This window comes from Pseudomonas sp. FFPRI_1 (genome assembly GCF_055384485.1).
Map to the genome: position 1 here is coordinate 3133656 of NZ_AP029168.1, position 15783 is coordinate 3149438.

At 57.6% G+C, this 15783-nt stretch carries 12 protein-coding genes, 2 tRNA genes and 3 rRNA genes; 12 read left to right on the plus strand and 5 right to left on the minus strand.

Features of this window, described 5'->3' with window-relative positions:
• Positions 1 to 6 precede the first annotated feature (6 nt).
• The 5 genes from ACZ5BO_RS13960 (at position 7) to rrf (ending at position 5206) form a co-directional block, all read left to right on the plus strand.
• Positions 7 to 1545: ribosomal RNA gene (locus tag ACZ5BO_RS13960) — 16S ribosomal RNA — on the plus strand.
• Between the two features lie 123 nt (positions 1546 to 1668).
• Positions 1669 to 1745, plus strand: a tRNA-Ile gene (locus ACZ5BO_RS13965).
• 10 nt (positions 1746 to 1755) lie between these two features.
• Positions 1756 to 1831: transfer RNA gene (locus ACZ5BO_RS13970), tRNA-Ala, on the plus strand.
• 233 nt (positions 1832 to 2064) lie between these two features.
• A 23S ribosomal RNA gene (locus ACZ5BO_RS13975) occupies positions 2065 to 4956 on the plus strand.
• Between the two features lie 134 nt (positions 4957 to 5090).
• Positions 5091 to 5206: ribosomal RNA gene (gene rrf / locus ACZ5BO_RS13980) — 5S ribosomal RNA — on the plus strand.
• The 16S, 23S and 5S rRNA genes sit together here with 2 tRNA genes alongside, the layout of an rRNA operon.
• 373 nt (positions 5207 to 5579) lie before the next feature.
• Here rrf and ACZ5BO_RS13985 read toward each other — a convergent pair.
• Positions 5580 to 6362, minus strand: coding sequence for a hypothetical protein (locus tag ACZ5BO_RS13985; protein ID WP_464700468.1), 783 nt, complete (start codon positions 6360 to 6362; stop codon positions 5580 to 5582).
• Positions 6363 to 6766: 404 nt separating this feature from the next.
• Complete coding sequence (locus ACZ5BO_RS13990; RefSeq protein WP_025131402.1) at positions 6767 to 7060, minus strand: hypothetical protein; 294 nt, start codon at positions 7058 to 7060, stop codon at positions 6767 to 6769.
• A gap of 213 nt (positions 7061 to 7273) precedes the next feature.
• Here ACZ5BO_RS13990 and ACZ5BO_RS13995 point away from each other — a divergent pair, with 213 nt between their 5' ends.
• The 3 genes from ACZ5BO_RS13995 to ACZ5BO_RS14005 all read left to right on the plus strand — a co-directional run bounded on the left by ACZ5BO_RS13995 (position 7274) and on the right by ACZ5BO_RS14005 (position 9055).
• Positions 7274 to 7561 (plus strand): barstar family protein, encoded by a 288-nt coding sequence (locus ACZ5BO_RS13995; protein ID WP_025131401.1) that lies wholly within the window; start codon positions 7274 to 7276, stop codon positions 7559 to 7561.
• A gap of 80 nt (positions 7562 to 7641) precedes the next feature.
• Positions 7642 to 8493, plus strand: coding sequence for an EcsC family protein (locus ACZ5BO_RS14000; RefSeq protein ID WP_464700470.1), 852 nt, complete (start codon positions 7642 to 7644; stop codon positions 8491 to 8493).
• 13 nt (positions 8494 to 8506) lie between these two features.
• On the plus strand, positions 8507 to 9055 hold the full coding sequence (locus ACZ5BO_RS14005; protein ID WP_464701262.1) for a GNAT family N-acetyltransferase: 549 nt from the start codon (positions 8507 to 8509) through the stop codon (positions 9053 to 9055).
• A gap of 65 nt (positions 9056 to 9120) precedes the next feature.
• On the opposite strand, the gene ACZ5BO_RS14010 is transcribed toward ACZ5BO_RS14005, so the two are convergent.
• Both ACZ5BO_RS14010 and ACZ5BO_RS14015 read right to left on the minus strand, forming a co-directional pair.
• Positions 9121 to 9555: a hypothetical protein gene (locus tag ACZ5BO_RS14010; protein WP_464700472.1), complete on the minus strand. Its 435-nt coding sequence runs from the start codon at positions 9553 to 9555 to the stop codon at positions 9121 to 9123.
• Between the two features lie 370 nt (positions 9556 to 9925).
• The gene (locus ACZ5BO_RS14015; protein WP_464700474.1) at positions 9926 to 10516 is read right to left on the minus strand and encodes a hypothetical protein; all 591 of its coding nucleotides are present in this window, start codon (positions 10514 to 10516) and stop codon (positions 9926 to 9928) included.
• Positions 10517 to 10637: 121 nt separating this feature from the next.
• Between ACZ5BO_RS14015 and ACZ5BO_RS14020 the strand changes: the two genes are divergently transcribed.
• The 4 genes from ACZ5BO_RS14020 to ACZ5BO_RS14035 all read left to right on the plus strand — a co-directional run bounded on the left by ACZ5BO_RS14020 (position 10638) and on the right by ACZ5BO_RS14035 (position 13173).
• Positions 10638 to 11417: a hypothetical protein gene (locus tag ACZ5BO_RS14020; protein WP_464700476.1), complete on the plus strand. Its 780-nt coding sequence runs from the start codon at positions 10638 to 10640 to the stop codon at positions 11415 to 11417.
• A 44-nt stretch (positions 11418 to 11461) separates the two neighbouring features.
• A complete protein-coding gene (locus tag ACZ5BO_RS14025; RefSeq protein WP_464700478.1) occupies positions 11462 to 12091 on the plus strand; it encodes a DMP19 family protein in 630 nt (209 codons plus the stop codon).
• A gap of 66 nt (positions 12092 to 12157) precedes the next feature.
• Positions 12158 to 12550, plus strand: a complete 393-nt coding sequence (locus ACZ5BO_RS14030) for a hypothetical protein (protein WP_464700480.1) — start codon at positions 12158 to 12160, stop codon at positions 12548 to 12550.
• Positions 12551 to 12726: 176 nt separating this feature from the next.
• Positions 12727 to 13173, plus strand: coding sequence for an NUDIX hydrolase (locus ACZ5BO_RS14035; protein WP_464700482.1), 447 nt, complete (start codon positions 12727 to 12729; stop codon positions 13171 to 13173).
• Positions 13174 to 13324: 151 nt separating this feature from the next.
• Here the strand turns inward: ACZ5BO_RS14035 and ACZ5BO_RS14040 are convergent, their stop codons facing one another.
• Positions 13325 to 15772, minus strand: coding sequence for a TonB-dependent siderophore receptor (locus tag ACZ5BO_RS14040; RefSeq protein ID WP_464700484.1), 2448 nt, complete (start codon positions 15770 to 15772; stop codon positions 13325 to 13327).
• Positions 15773 to 15783: the final 11 nt, after the last annotated feature.

Here is a 15783-nt window from a genome sequence, read left to right on the forward strand (position 1 = left end):
ATGTTTGAACTGAAGAGTTTGATCATGGCTCAGATTGAACGCTGGCGGCAGGCCTAACACATGCAAGTCGAGCGGCAGCACGGGTACTTGTACCTGGTGGCGAGCGGCGGACGGGTGAGTAATGCCTAGGAATCTGCCTAGTAGTGGGGGATAACGTCCGGAAACGGGCGCTAATACCGCATACGTCCTACGGGAGAAAGTGGGGGATCTTCGGACCTCACGCTATTAGATGAGCCTAGGTCGGATTAGCTAGTTGGTGAGGTAATGGCTCACCAAGGCTACGATCCGTAACTGGTCTGAGAGGATGATCAGTCACACTGGAACTGAGACACGGTCCAGACTCCTACGGGAGGCAGCAGTGGGGAATATTGGACAATGGGCGAAAGCCTGATCCAGCCATGCCGCGTGTGTGAAGAAGGTCTTCGGATTGTAAAGCACTTTAAGTTGGGAGGAAGGGCAGTTACCTAATACGTGATTGTTTTGACGTTACCGACAGAATAAGCACCGGCTAACTCTGTGCCAGCAGCCGCGGTAATACAGAGGGTGCAAGCGTTAATCGGAATTACTGGGCGTAAAGCGCGCGTAGGTGGTTTGTTAAGTTGGATGTGAAAGCCCCGGGCTCAACCTGGGAACTGCATCCAAAACTGGCAAGCTAGAGTATGGTAGAGGGTGGTGGAATTTCCTGTGTAGCGGTGAAATGCGTAGATATAGGAAGGAACACCAGTGGCGAAGGCGACCACCTGGACTGATACTGACACTGAGGTGCGAAAGCGTGGGGAGCAAACAGGATTAGATACCCTGGTAGTCCACGCCGTAAACGATGTCAACTAGCCGTTGGGAGCCTTGAGCTCTTAGTGGCGCAGCTAACGCATTAAGTTGACCGCCTGGGGAGTACGGCCGCAAGGTTAAAACTCAAATGAATTGACGGGGGCCCGCACAAGCGGTGGAGCATGTGGTTTAATTCGAAGCAACGCGAAGAACCTTACCAGGCCTTGACATCCAATGAACTTTCTAGAGATAGATTGGTGCCTTCGGGAACATTGAGACAGGTGCTGCATGGCTGTCGTCAGCTCGTGTCGTGAGATGTTGGGTTAAGTCCCGTAACGAGCGCAACCCTTGTCCTTAGTTACCAGCACGTTATGGTGGGCACTCTAAGGAGACTGCCGGTGACAAACCGGAGGAAGGTGGGGATGACGTCAAGTCATCATGGCCCTTACGGCCTGGGCTACACACGTGCTACAATGGTCGGTACAAAGGGTTGCCAAGCCGCGAGGTGGAGCTAATCCCATAAAACCGATCGTAGTCCGGATCGCAGTCTGCAACTCGACTGCGTGAAGTCGGAATCGCTAGTAATCGCGAATCAGAATGTCGCGGTGAATACGTTCCCGGGCCTTGTACACACCGCCCGTCACACCATGGGAGTGGGTTGCACCAGAAGTAGCTAGTCTAACCTTCGGGAGGACGGTTACCACGGTGTGATTCATGACTGGGGTGAAGTCGTAACAAGGTAGCCGTAGGGGAACCTGCGGCTGGATCACCTCCTTAATCGACGACATCAGCTGCTCCATAAGTTCCCACACGAATTGCTTGATTCATTGAAGAAGACGATAGAAGCAGCTTTAAGCTCCAAGCTGATAGCTCCAAGCTAACAGTTACAAGCTCGAAATTGGGTCTGTAGCTCAGTTGGTTAGAGCGCACCCCTGATAAGGGTGAGGTCGGCAGTTCGAATCTGCCCAGACCCACCAATTTTGTTATGGGGCCATAGCTCAGCTGGGAGAGCGCCTGCCTTGCACGCAGGAGGTCAGCGGTTCGATCCCGCTTGGCTCCACCATAAACTGCTTCTGAAAGCTTAGAAATGAGCATTCACTTTGAATGTTGATTTCTAGTCTTTTGATTAGATCGTTCTTTAAAAATTTGGGTATGTGATAGAAAGATAGACTGAACGTTACTTTCACTGGTAACGGATCAGGCTAAGGTAAAATTTGTGAGTTCTCTTTTAATTAAGAATGCAAATTTTCGGCGAATGTCGTCTTCATAGTATAACCAGATTGCTTGGGGTTATATGGTCAAGTGAAGAAGCGCATACGGTGGATGCCTTGGCAGTCAGAGGCGATGAAAGACGTGGTAGCCTGCGAAAAGCTTCGGGGAGTCGGCAAACAGACTTTGATCCGGAGATGTCTGAATGGGGGAACCCAGCCATCATAAGATGGTTATCTTGTACTGAATACATAGGTGCAAGAGGCGAACCAGGGGAACTGAAACATCTAAGTACCCTGAGGAAAAGAAATCAACCGAGATTCCCTTAGTAGTGGCGAGCGAACGGGGACTAGCCCTTAAGTGGCTTTGAGATTAGCGGAACGCTCTGGAAAGTGCGGCCATAGTGGGTGATAGCCCTGTACGCGAAAATCTCTTAGTCATGAAATCGAGTAGGACGGGGCACGAGAAACCTTGTCTGAATATGGGGGGACCATCCTCCAAGGCTAAATACTACTGACTGACCGATAGTGAACTAGTACCGTGAGGGAAAGGCGAAAAGAACCCCGGAGAGGGGAGTGAAATAGATCCTGAAACCGTATGCGTACAAGCAGTGGGAGCAGACTTTGTTCTGTGACTGCGTACCTTTTGTATAATGGGTCAGCGACTTATTTTCAGTGGCGAGCTTAACCGAATAGGGGAGGCGTAGCGAAAGCGAGTCTTAATAGGGCGTCTAGTCGCTGGGAATAGACCCGAAACCGGGCGATCTATCCATGGGCAGGTTGAAGGTTAGGTAACACTGACTGGAGGACCGAACCGACTACCGTTGAAAAGTTAGCGGATGACCTGTGGATCGGAGTGAAAGGCTAATCAAGCTCGGAGATAGCTGGTTCTCCTCGAAAGCTATTTAGGTAGCGCCTCATGTATCACTGTAGGGGGTAGAGCACTGTTTCGGCTAGGGGGTCATCCCGACTTACCAAACCGATGCAAACTCCGAATACCTACAAGTGCCGAGCATGGGAGACACACGGCGGGTGCTAACGTCCGTCGTGAAAAGGGAAACAACCCAGACCGTCAGCTAAGGTCCCAAAGTTATGGTTAAGTGGGAAACGATGTGGGAAGGCTTAGACAGCTAGGAGGTTGGCTTAGAAGCAGCCACCCTTTAAAGAAAGCGTAATAGCTCACTAGTCGAGTCGGCCTGCGCGGAAGATGTAACGGGGCTCAAACCATACACCGAAGCTACGGGTATCACGTAAGTGATGCGGTAGAGGAGCGTTCTGTAAGCCTGTGAAGGTGAGTTGAGAAGCTTGCTGGAGGTATCAGAAGTGCGAATGCTGACATGAGTAACGACAATGGGTGTGAAAAACACCCACGCCGAAAGACCAAGGTTTCCTGCGCAACGTTAATCGACGCAGGGTTAGTCGGTCCCTAAGGCGAGGCTGAAAAGCGTAGTCGATGGAAAACAGGTTAATATTCCTGTACTTCTAGTTATTGCGATGGAGGGACGGAGAAGGCTAGGCCAGCTTGGCGTTGGTTGTCCAAGTTTAAGGTGGTAGGCTGGAATCTTAGGTAAATCCGGGATTCTAAGGCCGAGAGCTGATGACGAGTTACCTTTTAGGTGACGAAGTGGTTGATGCCATGCTTCCAAGAAAAGCTTCTAAGCTTCAGATAACTAGGAACCGTACCCCAAACCGACACAGGTGGTTGGGTAGAGAATACCAAGGCGCTTGAGAGAACTCGGGTGAAGGAACTAGGCAAAATGGCACCGTAACTTCGGGAGAAGGTGCGCCGGTGAGGGTGAAGGACTTGCTCCGTAAGCTCATGCCGGTCGAAGATACCAGGCCGCTGCGACTGTTTATTAAAAACACAGCACTCTGCAAACACGAAAGTGGACGTATAGGGTGTGACGCCTGCCCGGTGCCGGAAGGTTAATTGATGGGGTTAGCTAACGCGAAGCTCTTGATCGAAGCCCCGGTAAACGGCGGCCGTAACTATAACGGTCCTAAGGTAGCGAAATTCCTTGTCGGGTAAGTTCCGACCTGCACGAATGGCGTAACGATGGCGGCGCTGTCTCCACCCGAGACTCAGTGAAATTGAAATCGCTGTGAAGATGCAGTGTATCCGCGGCTAGACGGAAAGACCCCGTGAACCTTTACTATAGCTTTGCACTGGACTTTGAATTTGCTTGTGTAGGATAGGTGGGAGGCTTTGAAGCGTGGACGCCAGTCTGCGTGGAGCCATCCTTGAAATACCACCCTGGCAACTTTGAGGTTCTAACTCAGGTCCGTTATCCGGATCGAGGACAGTGTATGGTGGGTAGTTTGACTGGGGCGGTCTCCTCCTAAAGAGTAACGGAGGAGTACGAAGGTGCGCTCAGACCGGTCGGAAATCGGTCGTAGAGTATAAAGGCAAAAGCGCGCTTGACTGCGAGACAGACACGTCGAGCAGGTACGAAAGTAGGTCTTAGTGATCCGGTGGTTCTGTATGGAAGGGCCATCGCTCAACGGATAAAAGGTACTCCGGGGATAACAGGCTGATACCGCCCAAGAGTTCATATCGACGGCGGTGTTTGGCACCTCGATGTCGGCTCATCACATCCTGGGGCTGAAGCCGGTCCCAAGGGTATGGCTGTTCGCCATTTAAAGTGGTACGCGAGCTGGGTTTAGAACGTCGTGAGACAGTTCGGTCCCTATCTGCCGTGGACGTTTGAGATTTGAGAGGGGCTGCTCCTAGTACGAGAGGACCGGAGTGGACGAACCTCTGGTGTTCCGGTTGTCACGCCAGTGGCATTGCCGGGTAGCTATGTTCGGAAAAGATAACCGCTGAAAGCATCTAAGCGGGAAACTTGCCTCAAGATGAGATCTCACTGGGATCTTGAATCCCCTAAAGGGCCGTCGAAGACTACGACGTTGATAGGTTGGGTGTGTAAGCGCTGTGAGGCGTTGAGCTAACCAATACTAATTGCCCGTGAGGCTTGACCATATAACACCCAAGCAATTTGCTTAGAAGCGAATTGCGGTGTGTGAAGACGAAACGAACCGAAAGTTTGCAAACACACAAAGCTATTACATACCCAATTTGCTGATACGTCGAAAGACGGCTCAGTACCCGAATTTCTTGACGACCATAGAGCGTTGGAACCACCTGATCCCATCCCGAACTCAGAAGTGAAACGATGCATCGCCGATGGTAGTGTGGGGTTTCCCCATGTGAGAGTAGGTCATCGTCAAGATTAAATTCCGAAACCCCAATTGCGAAAGCAGTTGGGGTTTTGTTTTTGCGCGAGATAAAAGCCGCAGGAGATGGATGCCTCGGGTGACACTGTCCGGCTGCCAGCATCCGGTGACAGTGCCAAGGTTTGGGTTTTCTGCAAAAGCTTCTCTGGCAAGCGTCCTCATGCCTCGAGCATGAGGTGCAGGCAGCGGCCTAAGACTGGTCAGGACCCTTCAGTCTTCAAACCCTGGGCCGTCCCTTGCTCCCCCGGGCCACTCATGTACTGGGGCGCTCAGGCTCCTTCAGCCCACGAAGAGCAGGGGGACCTGGGCTAACCCTCTATCCGCGTGGCGACATGCGCCATGCGGCTTTCAGGGCCCTCTCGCCAAGCGCTATTCCACATAGCGCAGCCATAGATAGCTCCGATCGGAAATAGCCTTGGTAACGACTGAAATCAAGGCTTGCCGGTGTTCATCGCCGGTGTTGTAGAGCGCACAAAAGTCAGCCGCCACAGCCTTGGCTACGGATGGCTCGGGAGGTTCTGCACGCAGGAAACCAAGATAAGAGGCGCCCACCCCCATCAATTCATAACCATGGGTGAGAGCAAAATGGCGCGCGACGGCAAAATTTTGCGCGGGGTTGAGGTCGCAACTGAAATAGCCGTTGGGAAAAGCAGCCAGCGCCTGACAGGCATGTTCGACTGGAACCAGAAGTGCCGAGAGGGGCTGGTCGAGCAGTGAAACAGGATTCTCCTGATAATCAATCCACTCTTGAAGAGCTTGCTCATCGAGGGTCAGGCCATGGGCGCAGGCGTCTTCGAACGAGGAGGCTGCGACCAGATCGGTGAAATTGCGCAAGCAGATGGCAAACTCGGCTTTGGTGGTTGGATAACCCAGGTACTCCCCGTCCTCGAAGCATTCGGGAGGCAACCCGACGATGTCCTGATCGGAGGCGTCGTCCAGGCCCAGATTGTTGCGCGCGTGCCCGGAGGTGTAGCGGGCCTGGGACAGGTCATCAAGCGAGATGAGTGGCCTGAAGCCGGGGTGGCTGGCTGCGATCTTCCGATAGGCCTCAATCAGCTCATCCAGGCTGGAAATTGCACTCAGGTTGTACTCATCGCATGTGCCTACGGCTGGGTTTTCAGGCTGTGCGTTCCCGCGAAATTGGATATCCATCAAATTGCTACCTGCTTCAGGTTGATACTGGGGTAAATGAGTAAATCTCAGTAGGGGGGCATGGCCGGATACGACGTAGAAAGCGTTTGCCTTTGACTATTCATCCCTGAGCCGCTCACGAGCGGCCTGCAGAAGATCGGCGTAACGGCCCTCGGGTAGGTTCAGGTGCTTTTCCAATACACAGCACAGGTTCCACAAGGCTCTTTTGTTCTGCTTGATCTTCAAGGGTCAACCGATCGCTGTTGCTGAAGCGGCTGACGAATTCGGACAGCACTATGGCTTCATCCAGAAGTCAGAGGAATGAAGAGCGTGTGATCGGATACTGCAGACATGTCAGTTGTCCTCTGGCGGATAGCGTCCTTCGATGACCGACAGGAGTCAGGCTCGAGCAGGGCGATGGTGAGTCAATCGAACTGGCTGAAGAACTCCCCCGAGATCATTTGCTCCAGAAACGCCTTCTGCTCGGCGGTCACCAGGCTCCTGGGGGTATAGCCATGTTCATCGGGAGGTGCGAGCAAACGGGCCTGGGTTTCCCTGGCGACTAGGGCCAGGGCGGCTTTTTCCGCGTCGGAGATCACTGCGAAATAGGTCTCCAGGGACTCCAGCATGCGCACGGACAAGTCCTGTTCCAGATAGTCCTCATCGGTAAACATCAGGTGCCAGATGTAATCGAATGCCAGGTTGGCCAGGGTTTTCATCGTGTCGGTGTCCTTGCAGGAAAGAGTGGCGGCATGCTCATTGACGGCGCTATCCGTAAGCCACGACATTCTACCTTGAGCCTTTGGCCCAGATCTGGTGAGTGATCATCGATCACGACCCGGTACTGTCTGGGAGGGCATGTCCTCCAAGCCTGCCGGCACCATAGACTTAAGTTATCCTGCTCACCGACATAACCCCTTTGGATGCAGACGATGGACCGTGCAGCGGTGATAACAGTGGACTTGAGCGCCGTGACGAGCTCTCGGCAATTGCATCTGACCTTGAGAGACGCCCTGGATTTTCCCGACTGGTACGGCTGTAACTGGGATGCGTTCTGGGACGCCATCAGTGGGCTGGTCTGCCTGCCTCTTCACATTCAGTTCGTGGGTTGGCCGGCGCTGTGCCAGCGCCTGCCCGAGGATGCGCGCTTGATGACGGAATGCCTGGCCAGGATGACGGTCCAATACCCGGAGTCCGCCGCTGATGTAGGGTTTGACTGAATGCAGGTGTTCCTGCGCCAAGGCAGCCCACCCGACCAGGCCGCAGAAAGATGATTGATAAGCGCACAACAGATCATTCAATGGAGAAGCGATTGAGCATCCAGGACCATCCCGAGGACTACAAGCAATTGCGGCAGGCGGTGGCCTTGCTGGAGTCTCCCTCCTTGACTGCGAGGATCTCCGGCCTGATCGGCTCGCCCATCGAGAGCGCGGTCAAGGCCTTGCCGGCATCGGTCTCGAAGAAGATCAACGGCGCCGTGGTGGCGGCCTTGCATTCCTCCGCCGACGCAGCGTTGTGGAGCCTGGAAAACAGCCCGAAGAAGCAGGCCTCGACCCTGTTGCACAAGGTCTATGCGGCTACCTCGGGTGCGGTAGGTGGGGCCTTTGGTTTTGCCGCTTTGTTTGTCGAACTGCCGATCTCCACCACCATCATGATGCGCTCGGTGGCCGATATTGCCCGCAGTGAAGGTTTCGACCTGGATGACTTCGCCACCAAGCAGGCGTGCATCGAGGTGTTTGCCATGGGCGGCAATACCCAGGCCGATGACGCTACGGAAACCGGCTATTACATTACCCGCAGTTTCACTACCCAGGCCATGCAGCAATTGTCCAAGGAACTGGCGGCCATGGCAGCGAAGCAGGGTGCCGGCGCCGCAGGCAGGCTGTCGCCGGGGCAGGTGGGCAAGTGGCTGGCGCTGCTGATCGAGAAAGTCGCTTCGCGTTTCGGCGTGACCATCTCCAGCAAGTTCGCAGCGCAAGCGGTGCCGGTGATCGGCGCCTTTACCGGCGCCACCATCAATGCACTGTTCACCGACTTCTACCAGGACATGGCCCGCGGGCATTTCATCGTCAAACGCTTGGAGGAGAAGTACGGCTTCGAGCCGATCAAGGACGAGTATGCGCGAATCACCGCCCGGCTGGGTGCCCGTTGAAGTCCTGGGTCCGATGAGCGATTTCCCCCTGCTCGACACCCCGCGCCTGCATCTACGGGAATTGACCCGGGCCGATGTTCCTAAGTTGTTCGCCATTCACTGCGATGCCGAGGCCATGCAGTGGTTCGGCACCGACCCACTGACCGAGTACGCTCAGGCCGAGCAGTTGCTGGCCTTGTTCGCCAGTTGGCGGACCTTGCCCAACCCGGGTATTCGCTGGGGCATCGAGGGCAAAGCGGAGTCCGGGCTGCTGGGTACTTGCGGCTTGTTCAAATGGAACCGCCAGTGGCGCAGTTGCGCCATAGGTTTCGAACTGGCGCCAGCGGCCCAGGGCCAGGGGTTGATGGGCGAGGCGCTGCACGCCTGCGTGCGCTGGGGGTTCGAGCATATGGCGCTGAACCGGATCGAGGCCCAGGTGCATCCGCACAACCTCAAGTCTCTCAGACTGTTGGAGCGAGTGGGGTTTGTCCGGGAAGGTGTATCAAGAGAGGCGGGTTACTGGCTGGGTGCCCATCATGACCTGGTTCAGCTGTCTCTTTTAAAGACCGATGTCACGAATTGATGCCGCGAGCAGCAATCAGGTTTCGCTTTACCCCCAGGCGCTGCACTGGGTGCTCGCGACATCACTCAATGTCCGTCATCCACCGGATCGTGGAGGTTCACGATCGGCCCCAGGCCATGGAATGAGGGAAACACCTGCCTTGAGTCGATCTTCAAACCTTGTGCCTGCGCGCACTCCCGGGTTTGTGTCGAATTCCAGGTACGGCGCTCGCCAGTGTAGGTGTGGATGAGTTCGCTGCTGTCCCAATACAGACGTTGCAACAAGCGCTCGAACTGAGTCAGCCAGTCCTCATCGATAGCGTAGAAATCCTTGAAGTACATGGAAAATTGTATCAAGTGGCCGTAATAGCAATGCTCCCGGGAGTTTGGCAACAGGCTGAACAGCGGCTTGCTGATCATTGCGCCGGTCACCGGCAAGCTGTGCAGGATGGCCTGGTTGTAGGATTGGGCTTCGGGCGAAGCATCGAAGCAGTGAATGAAACCGTAGAGGATGCTGCTCATCGGTGGATTGTTCTCCAGACTCGGCTATCTGCAACTGATAGTTTGGTTTTGCTTGGCCAGCTGTTTGATCGACCGTGCTCCCGCGAGCAACTTCTCAACAGCGCTGGCGTTGGCTGAATACAAGTGAATCAGCGGCGGACGGAAATCATTCAGGGCAACGGCTTCCTTGGTCCACGGGATCCCCTCATAGCCGGTGCCGCACTTCTTCCCAGGTCATGGTCGAGGTTGGCTGCACTGATATTACCGGCCTTCAACCGCGCGACGACTTCATCTGGCCAATAAGTGCGAACCCAGCCTTCAGGGAGGTGCGCCTTTAAGGCAGGTCTTCAGCGTCATGGCAGCGTTTCCCTGTCTCGTCGAGGCGCGGCCGTCACGCCAGTCTTTTGCGCAGAGCCTCGAGCGCGGCCTCGGCGTACCAGACTTCGACGTCAATCTCGATGCCGTTCAGAACCTCGGGAGCCAACTCGATGCGCGTGGCAATGCCCTGGCTGGCGAGCAGTCGTTGTGCTTCCTGGAGGCGCCTGCGGCTGGCCGTCAGCCAATGGGCCTGCTCTCCGGAGAGCAGTGCAAGGGCTTGGGGATAGGTGCATGCAAGCTTGCGTCGCAAGTTGATCAGCGCTGGCTTGTCGTCACGCCCAAAGGCCGGAGCCAGTACATAGACGCTACCGGCAGCAGCCCGCAGGTCATATTTGTCCTGCAGGTACTCCTCAACGCTGGTGCAGTTGGCAACTGTCTCGATGGCGCCGGTTTCGACGTCGACCAGATGGGCGCTGACACCCACATAACAGTACTCGGCCAGCCCGTGTACGACGTAGTCCTCGCTGTTGCAGCAAACGGCCCAGTAGTCGCCTCTGGTGGTCAGGGTGCACGACTGGATAACAAAGCGTTCCTCGACTCCCTCCCGTAGAATGCCGGCGTGGTCGGCCAGGACCCTGGCACATGCTTGTTGCGCGGATAACATCGATCCATGACCTTTTTCAATCGTTGCCGGCCCGAGTATCCAGCGTGATGCGGGATCTGGCGGGAGCGCACCAGCAGGCGTTGTTGAATGCACAACAGGATACCAGTCCATGAGGGACGAGATGAAACCCAACCCTGAACTTCGCTTGTGGGCCGTGCTGCTGTCGGGCGGTCTGGTCTATGCCGGGGCCAAGGGGCTGGTCAACGGCTGGAATGGGACGCAACTCTTTTCCGGGTTTCTGTTCGGCACTCTGATCGCTTTGTGCCTGGGTATTCCCCTGTTGCTGTTGAGCGATCGTCGATGCCCCGGCTTCAGAGGACGGCATGTTCTCAGTGGTCTGATCCAGGCTCTGGTGGCCTGTCTCCTGATACGGGTTTCCACCCTGCAACTGGTGCTGTTGTCGGTGGGAGGAGGGCTGGCCTGGAGCGCGCTGTACAGCCTGCTGGAGAGTGCCGTACAACGGCTTGCGGTATCCGAGCGGCCGAGTGGGTGGCGGTTGCTGGCGCTGCCCCTGGCGGGCGCCCTGACCCTGGGCGGCCTCGCTGCCTTGCTCTATCCCAAGGGCTCGGAAACTGTGGTGGTACTGCTTCTCGGTGCCGCCATCGGGGCCTGGCTGAGCATGTTGGTCTGTTGGCCAGTGCAATGGCTGGTGGAGCGCTGGCTGCGTACTGCCTGGCGCCATGTCATGGGCGGCGGGCTCAGTGGTGGCTTGATCGGCGGGTTGTCGGGGGTGCCCTGGCCTGTGATCAATCCCCAGGGGCCAGGTGCTGGCATGGGCTTCTGGGGGCCGCTGCTGACCCATGGAATCGTGCCCTTTGTGCTGATAGGGTTGCTGGCCGGTGGACTGTTCAGCTTGCTCAATCGGCTGTTCCGGCAACCCGGTGTTGCGGCCGGAAACTAGACGGCAAACCCTTATCCGATGCATGACCCAGGAAGGCGTCTCGAATGAACGATAACCCCATCACCCAGGTTGGTTTCGATGCTGAAATGCTCTGCCTGGAATGGGCTGATGGCCTGCGGCTGCGCCAACCCCTGAAGCGTTTTTCTGCACTGCAGGCAGCCAGCGACCAGCAGCGTGCGGATTGCTTGATCCAGGCCCGGGGGCGCTCGGTGTGCTGGCCGCACCTTGCGCCGGACGGCATCACCCTGGAGGGCCACGACTGGATCTGGGAGCACCTGTGCGAGCAGGCCATGGGGCGCTTGAAGGCCTTGGATTGGGCGCTGGATGCCCTGTGTTCCACGGATCAATCCATCGTTGCCCTGTGGCGCCTGGAGGCGGACGGCTACAACGGCGGTTTCCTGCAGTTCTTCTGCAACTGGGGCGAGCAGACCTGCCAGCTGGCGCTGAATGCCTTGGCGGCCATCGGCGCTCACACCACCCACGAGCTGGTCAGCCGGCAACGGCAGTTGATTGCGCACCTTGAGGATCATCCCGAACTTGAGGGCTTGTGGGACATTCCGGGGCTGTTGAGTGATGAGCAGCATGAGCTGATCAGTGGCGAGCTGGATGAGCAGCTCTGGTCGGCGATGGAAGAGCTGCCGGCGCTGGCGGCGGATTATTTCTATGGGGGCTGAGGGTGAAGCTGGTCTCGGTGGAACCGGCATCCACCTCCAGTTCCGGGACCGATACGCAGATTCGCAATGCACGCGCTGATCAGCCAGAAAGATGGCTTGGCCTTGTCTGTCAGTAGCAAGGCCGGCGAAGCCGATCGCATCCTCAGCGTGCAGTTACAGGGCACCCAGTTCGATGCTGCAATCGTCGTCGGCAATGAGCCGGTGGAAGGGTGTGCCCCATTGCCTGATTTCCTGCGGCTGGCGGCTGATCTGTCTTCTGGTACGCCGCTGCAATGGCGCTCCATGTGCCTGGAGCTGGGGTTCCAGGTGAGTGTCAGCACGTTCGCTGCAGCGCCGCTCATGCTCAGGGTCTTTATGGGGTCGACCTCTGACGATGAGTGCGACTGGCAGGTCAATGCTTCGTTGCTGCTGCGCCCTGTGCAACTGCGTGAGTTTGCCGACGCACTGGAAGGGGCTTGAAACCGGCGGCTTCAGGTTGCCGTCTGCCCAGCCAATTCGAGCAGCCCCGAGACGCGCGGGCACGCGGGGTGTGCCTGAACTGCCCACGGTCCTCCACGGACACTTCAAGCGTTGGCTCCGGGCCCCCGAAGCGTGCTGTAATGCCGCGCCCAATTATGGCCAATGGACTGCAGCTCATGACCCAACCCCGTATTCGCGCCCTGGCGCTGTGCATTTTTCATCAGGCGGGCAAGATCCTGGTCAACCGCTTCCATGATCCGCACACCCAGCAGTCGTTCTTTCGTCCTTTGGGCGGCGGTATCGATTTTGGTGAAAGGAGCGAGCAGGCCATCGTCCGGGAAATACACGAGGAGCTGGGGCTGCCTATCCACCAACTGCGGCTGATCGGCACTCTGGAAAGCCTGTTCGTCTATGCCGGCAAACCCTGCCATGAAATCGTCCAGGTGTATGACGCGCGGTTCGAGGACCCGAGCCTTTATCAGCGATCCCATCTCGATGCCCAGGAAAGCGACGGCGCGCCCTTCACCGCCAGTTGGCATGACAGCAGCAGCTTCACCGCGCAGTCGCCGCTGGTTCCCGAAGGGCTGCAGGACTTGCTCGAACAGTCGGGAATGCTCGGCTGAGGCGCTCGGCGAAAGTGCCCCATGCAACATGACGACGGTCGGCGCCAGTGCCTGTGGGATTGGCGCCGAGAATTCGTCGAGGAGGTTTGCCCGGGGGGTGGCTGAGCGAGCCTGATCAGTGCCCCGGACAAGCCGTCCGGGGCGTAGTGCATCAGAAGTCCCAGCGGGTACTGAGCATGAAGTTGCGGGGTTCACCGTAGGCCGCCGAGTTATAGAAACCGACGTTGGTGTAGTAGGACTTGTCGAAGATATTGTTGACGTTGAGGGTGGCCGAGAGGTTCTTGCTGATCTGGTAGCGGGTCATCAGGTCCACCAGCCAGTAGGCATCCTGGGAGATCTCCTCATTGCGCTGCAGGGGCGAGTTGTAGAGCGAGTTCCAGCCCCGGCTTTGCCAGCGCAGACCGCCGCCGACGGTCAGCTTGTCCAGCTCGCCCTTGAGCTTGTAGCTGGTGTAGAGGTTGACCTGGTCCTCAGGCTCGAAGGTGGAGATCTTCTGGCCGTCATCGTCGCGCACGATCTTGTGGGTATAGCCGGCCTGGACCTGCCAGCCCGGGCTCAGTTCGCCGGACACTTCCAGCTCGTAACCCTTGGTCACCGCCTTGGCGCCCTTGAAGGCATAGTTGTCCGGGGTCGGGGTCTGATTGTTGTAGGCGTCGTCGGGCACCGAACGGTTGGTCTCGTGCACTTCGAAGTAGGCCAGGCTGCTGTTCAGGCGCCCGTCGAGGAATTCGCCCTTCAGGCCCAGTTCGTAGTTCTGTCCTTCGTCCGGCTCCAGCAGCCTGCTGTTGCGATCCTTGTTCCAGCTTTCCTGGGGCATGAAGATATCGGTGTAGCTGGCGTACGCGGTGAAGTAGTGGTTCAGGTCGTAGGTCGCGCCGACGTAGGGGACGAAGCGTCCGGTTTCCTTGTAGGAGGGTGTTAGCCCGGTCAGGTGGTAATTGACCACGCGCCCGCCCAGCAACAGCTTCAGTTCATCGGTCAGGTTCAGTCGGGTGGTCATGTAGGTGCCGGTCTGGCGCACCGTGTCGTCGGTGCGTTGGGCTGGCGCGCCCCAGATCGGCCGCTCGATCTTGCCGTTCCAGTTGTAGAAGTCCACCACATTGCCGTTGGCCCCCGGAAAGTCGGGGCTCCAGTAGCCCTTGCCGGTCCAGCGCGAGGTGCCGATGGAGCCGCCGATCACCAGTTCATGCTCGCGGCCGAACAGGTTGAAAGGTCCACTGGCATAGAGGTCGGCGGAATCGCTGGTGGTGTCTCCGGTGTACTTCTGCGCGTTGATCTTGGCCGTGCCGTCGGTCTGCGGCTCGTCGAACTGGATCGAGCCGAGTTCGGCATGGTAGCTGTTGATCTTGTGGTCCAGTTGCAGCTTGGTGACCCAGCCATCGCCCAGGTCGTGCTCGAGCATGGCGAAGGCGGTGCGCGTGTATTGTTCCCAGCCGCTCCAGGTGGTGCCGTTGTTATAGGCGCGCGACATGCTGTTATGGCCGCCCTGAGCGTTGATCAAGGGGAAGGTGCCCGACCAGCTGGAACCCTTGGGAATGTTGTCCTGATAGTCACCGCCCACCGTCAGCAGGGTGTCGGGGGACAGGTCGAATTCGAGGATGCCGTAGTAGGTCGAGGTCTTGCGTGAGTAGTGATCGAGAAAGGATTTCTTGTCCTGGTAGGCCGCCACCGCCCGGCCGCGGACATTGCCGGTTTCGGTCAGCGGGCCGCTGACATCCAGTTCGTTGCGGTAGTTGTCCCAGGAGCCCACGCCCAGGGTGGCGTGGCCCTGGAAGTCGGCGGTGGGTTTCTTGCGCACCAGGTTGATGGTGGCTCCCAGGGAGCCGGCTCCGGTGAGCAGGCCGGGGGCGCCCTTGAGTACCTCGACCCGGTCATAGATGGCCATGTCGCTGAGGGTGTTGCCTGCCGAATAGGCAACGTTGCGCACGGTGGAGGGGATGCCGTCGTACTGGAAGTTGTTGACCGAAAAACCGCGAGCGTAATAGTTGGTGCGGTCGGTGTCGTAGGCCGACACGGTGATGCCCGGGGTGTGGCGCATGACGTCGTCGACGTTGTTCAGGCCGAAGTCCTCCATGTGCTGGCGGGTGATCACGGTGATGGACTGCGGTGTCTGCCGCGGGCTCAGGACCAGCCGGGTAGCAGTGGCGATGGTGCCCGGGGTGTAGGAGCCGGACCCTTCGGTGACGGTGCCCAACTGGTTACTGATGATTTGCGAGGCCCCCAGGTCCATCGAGCCCTCGGCCTGGGGCTGGCGCACCAGCATCACCCCGTTGGCGCCGTTGGGCTCATACCCCAGCGCGGTTCCGGCGAGCAATCGGGCCAGGGCCTGGGTGGCGCTCATCTGGCCACTGACCCCCGGTGATTCCAGGCCCTGGGCCAGGTCTGCCGAATAGGCGATCTGCAGGCCGCTCTGCACGCTCAGTTGATCCAGGGCATTGGCCAATGGCTGGCGGGCGATGTTGAAACTGTGGGTGTTCTGTACCTGGCTGGAAGCAGTGCCTGATGCGGGCTGGGCAGCCAGGGCCTGGGTACACGCCAGGCAGATGGCCAGGGCCAGCAGGCTGCGGCAAGGAAGCGGGTTGTGGGTTGAAAGGTGCATGCGAGCCCCGT

Excerpts from the sequence above, each read along its gene's own strand:
- ACZ5BO_RS13985 (WP_464700468.1), bottom strand. The coding sequence starts at position 6,362 with ATGGATATCCAATTTCGCGGGAACGCACAGCCTGAAAACCCAGCCGTA.
- ACZ5BO_RS13990 (WP_025131402.1), bottom strand. The coding sequence starts at position 7,060 with ATGAAAACCCTGGCCAACCTGGCATTCGATTACATCTGGCACCTGATG.
- ACZ5BO_RS13995 (WP_025131401.1), top strand. The coding sequence starts at position 7,274 with ATGGACCGTGCAGCGGTGATAACAGTGGACTTGAGCGCCGTGACGAGC.
- ACZ5BO_RS14000 (WP_464700470.1), top strand. The coding sequence starts at position 7,642 with ATGGAGAAGCGATTGAGCATCCAGGACCATCCCGAGGACTACAAGCAA.
- ACZ5BO_RS14005 (WP_464701262.1), top strand. The coding sequence starts at position 8,507 with ATGAGCGATTTCCCCCTGCTCGACACCCCGCGCCTGCATCTACGGGAA.
- ACZ5BO_RS14010 (WP_464700472.1), bottom strand. The coding sequence starts at position 9,555 with ATGAGCAGCATCCTCTACGGTTTCATTCACTGCTTCGATGCTTCGCCC.
- ACZ5BO_RS14015 (WP_464700474.1), bottom strand. The coding sequence starts at position 10,516 with ATGTTATCCGCGCAACAAGCATGTGCCAGGGTCCTGGCCGACCACGCC.
- ACZ5BO_RS14020 (WP_464700476.1), top strand. The coding sequence starts at position 10,638 with ATGAAACCCAACCCTGAACTTCGCTTGTGGGCCGTGCTGCTGTCGGGC.
- ACZ5BO_RS14025 (WP_464700478.1), top strand. The coding sequence starts at position 11,462 with ATGAACGATAACCCCATCACCCAGGTTGGTTTCGATGCTGAAATGCTC.
- ACZ5BO_RS14030 (WP_464700480.1), top strand. The coding sequence starts at position 12,158 with ATGCACGCGCTGATCAGCCAGAAAGATGGCTTGGCCTTGTCTGTCAGT.
- ACZ5BO_RS14035 (WP_464700482.1), top strand. The coding sequence starts at position 12,727 with ATGACCCAACCCCGTATTCGCGCCCTGGCGCTGTGCATTTTTCATCAG.
- ACZ5BO_RS14040 (WP_464700484.1), bottom strand. The coding sequence starts at position 15,772 with ATGCACCTTTCAACCCACAACCCGCTTCCTTGCCGCAGCCTGCTGGCC.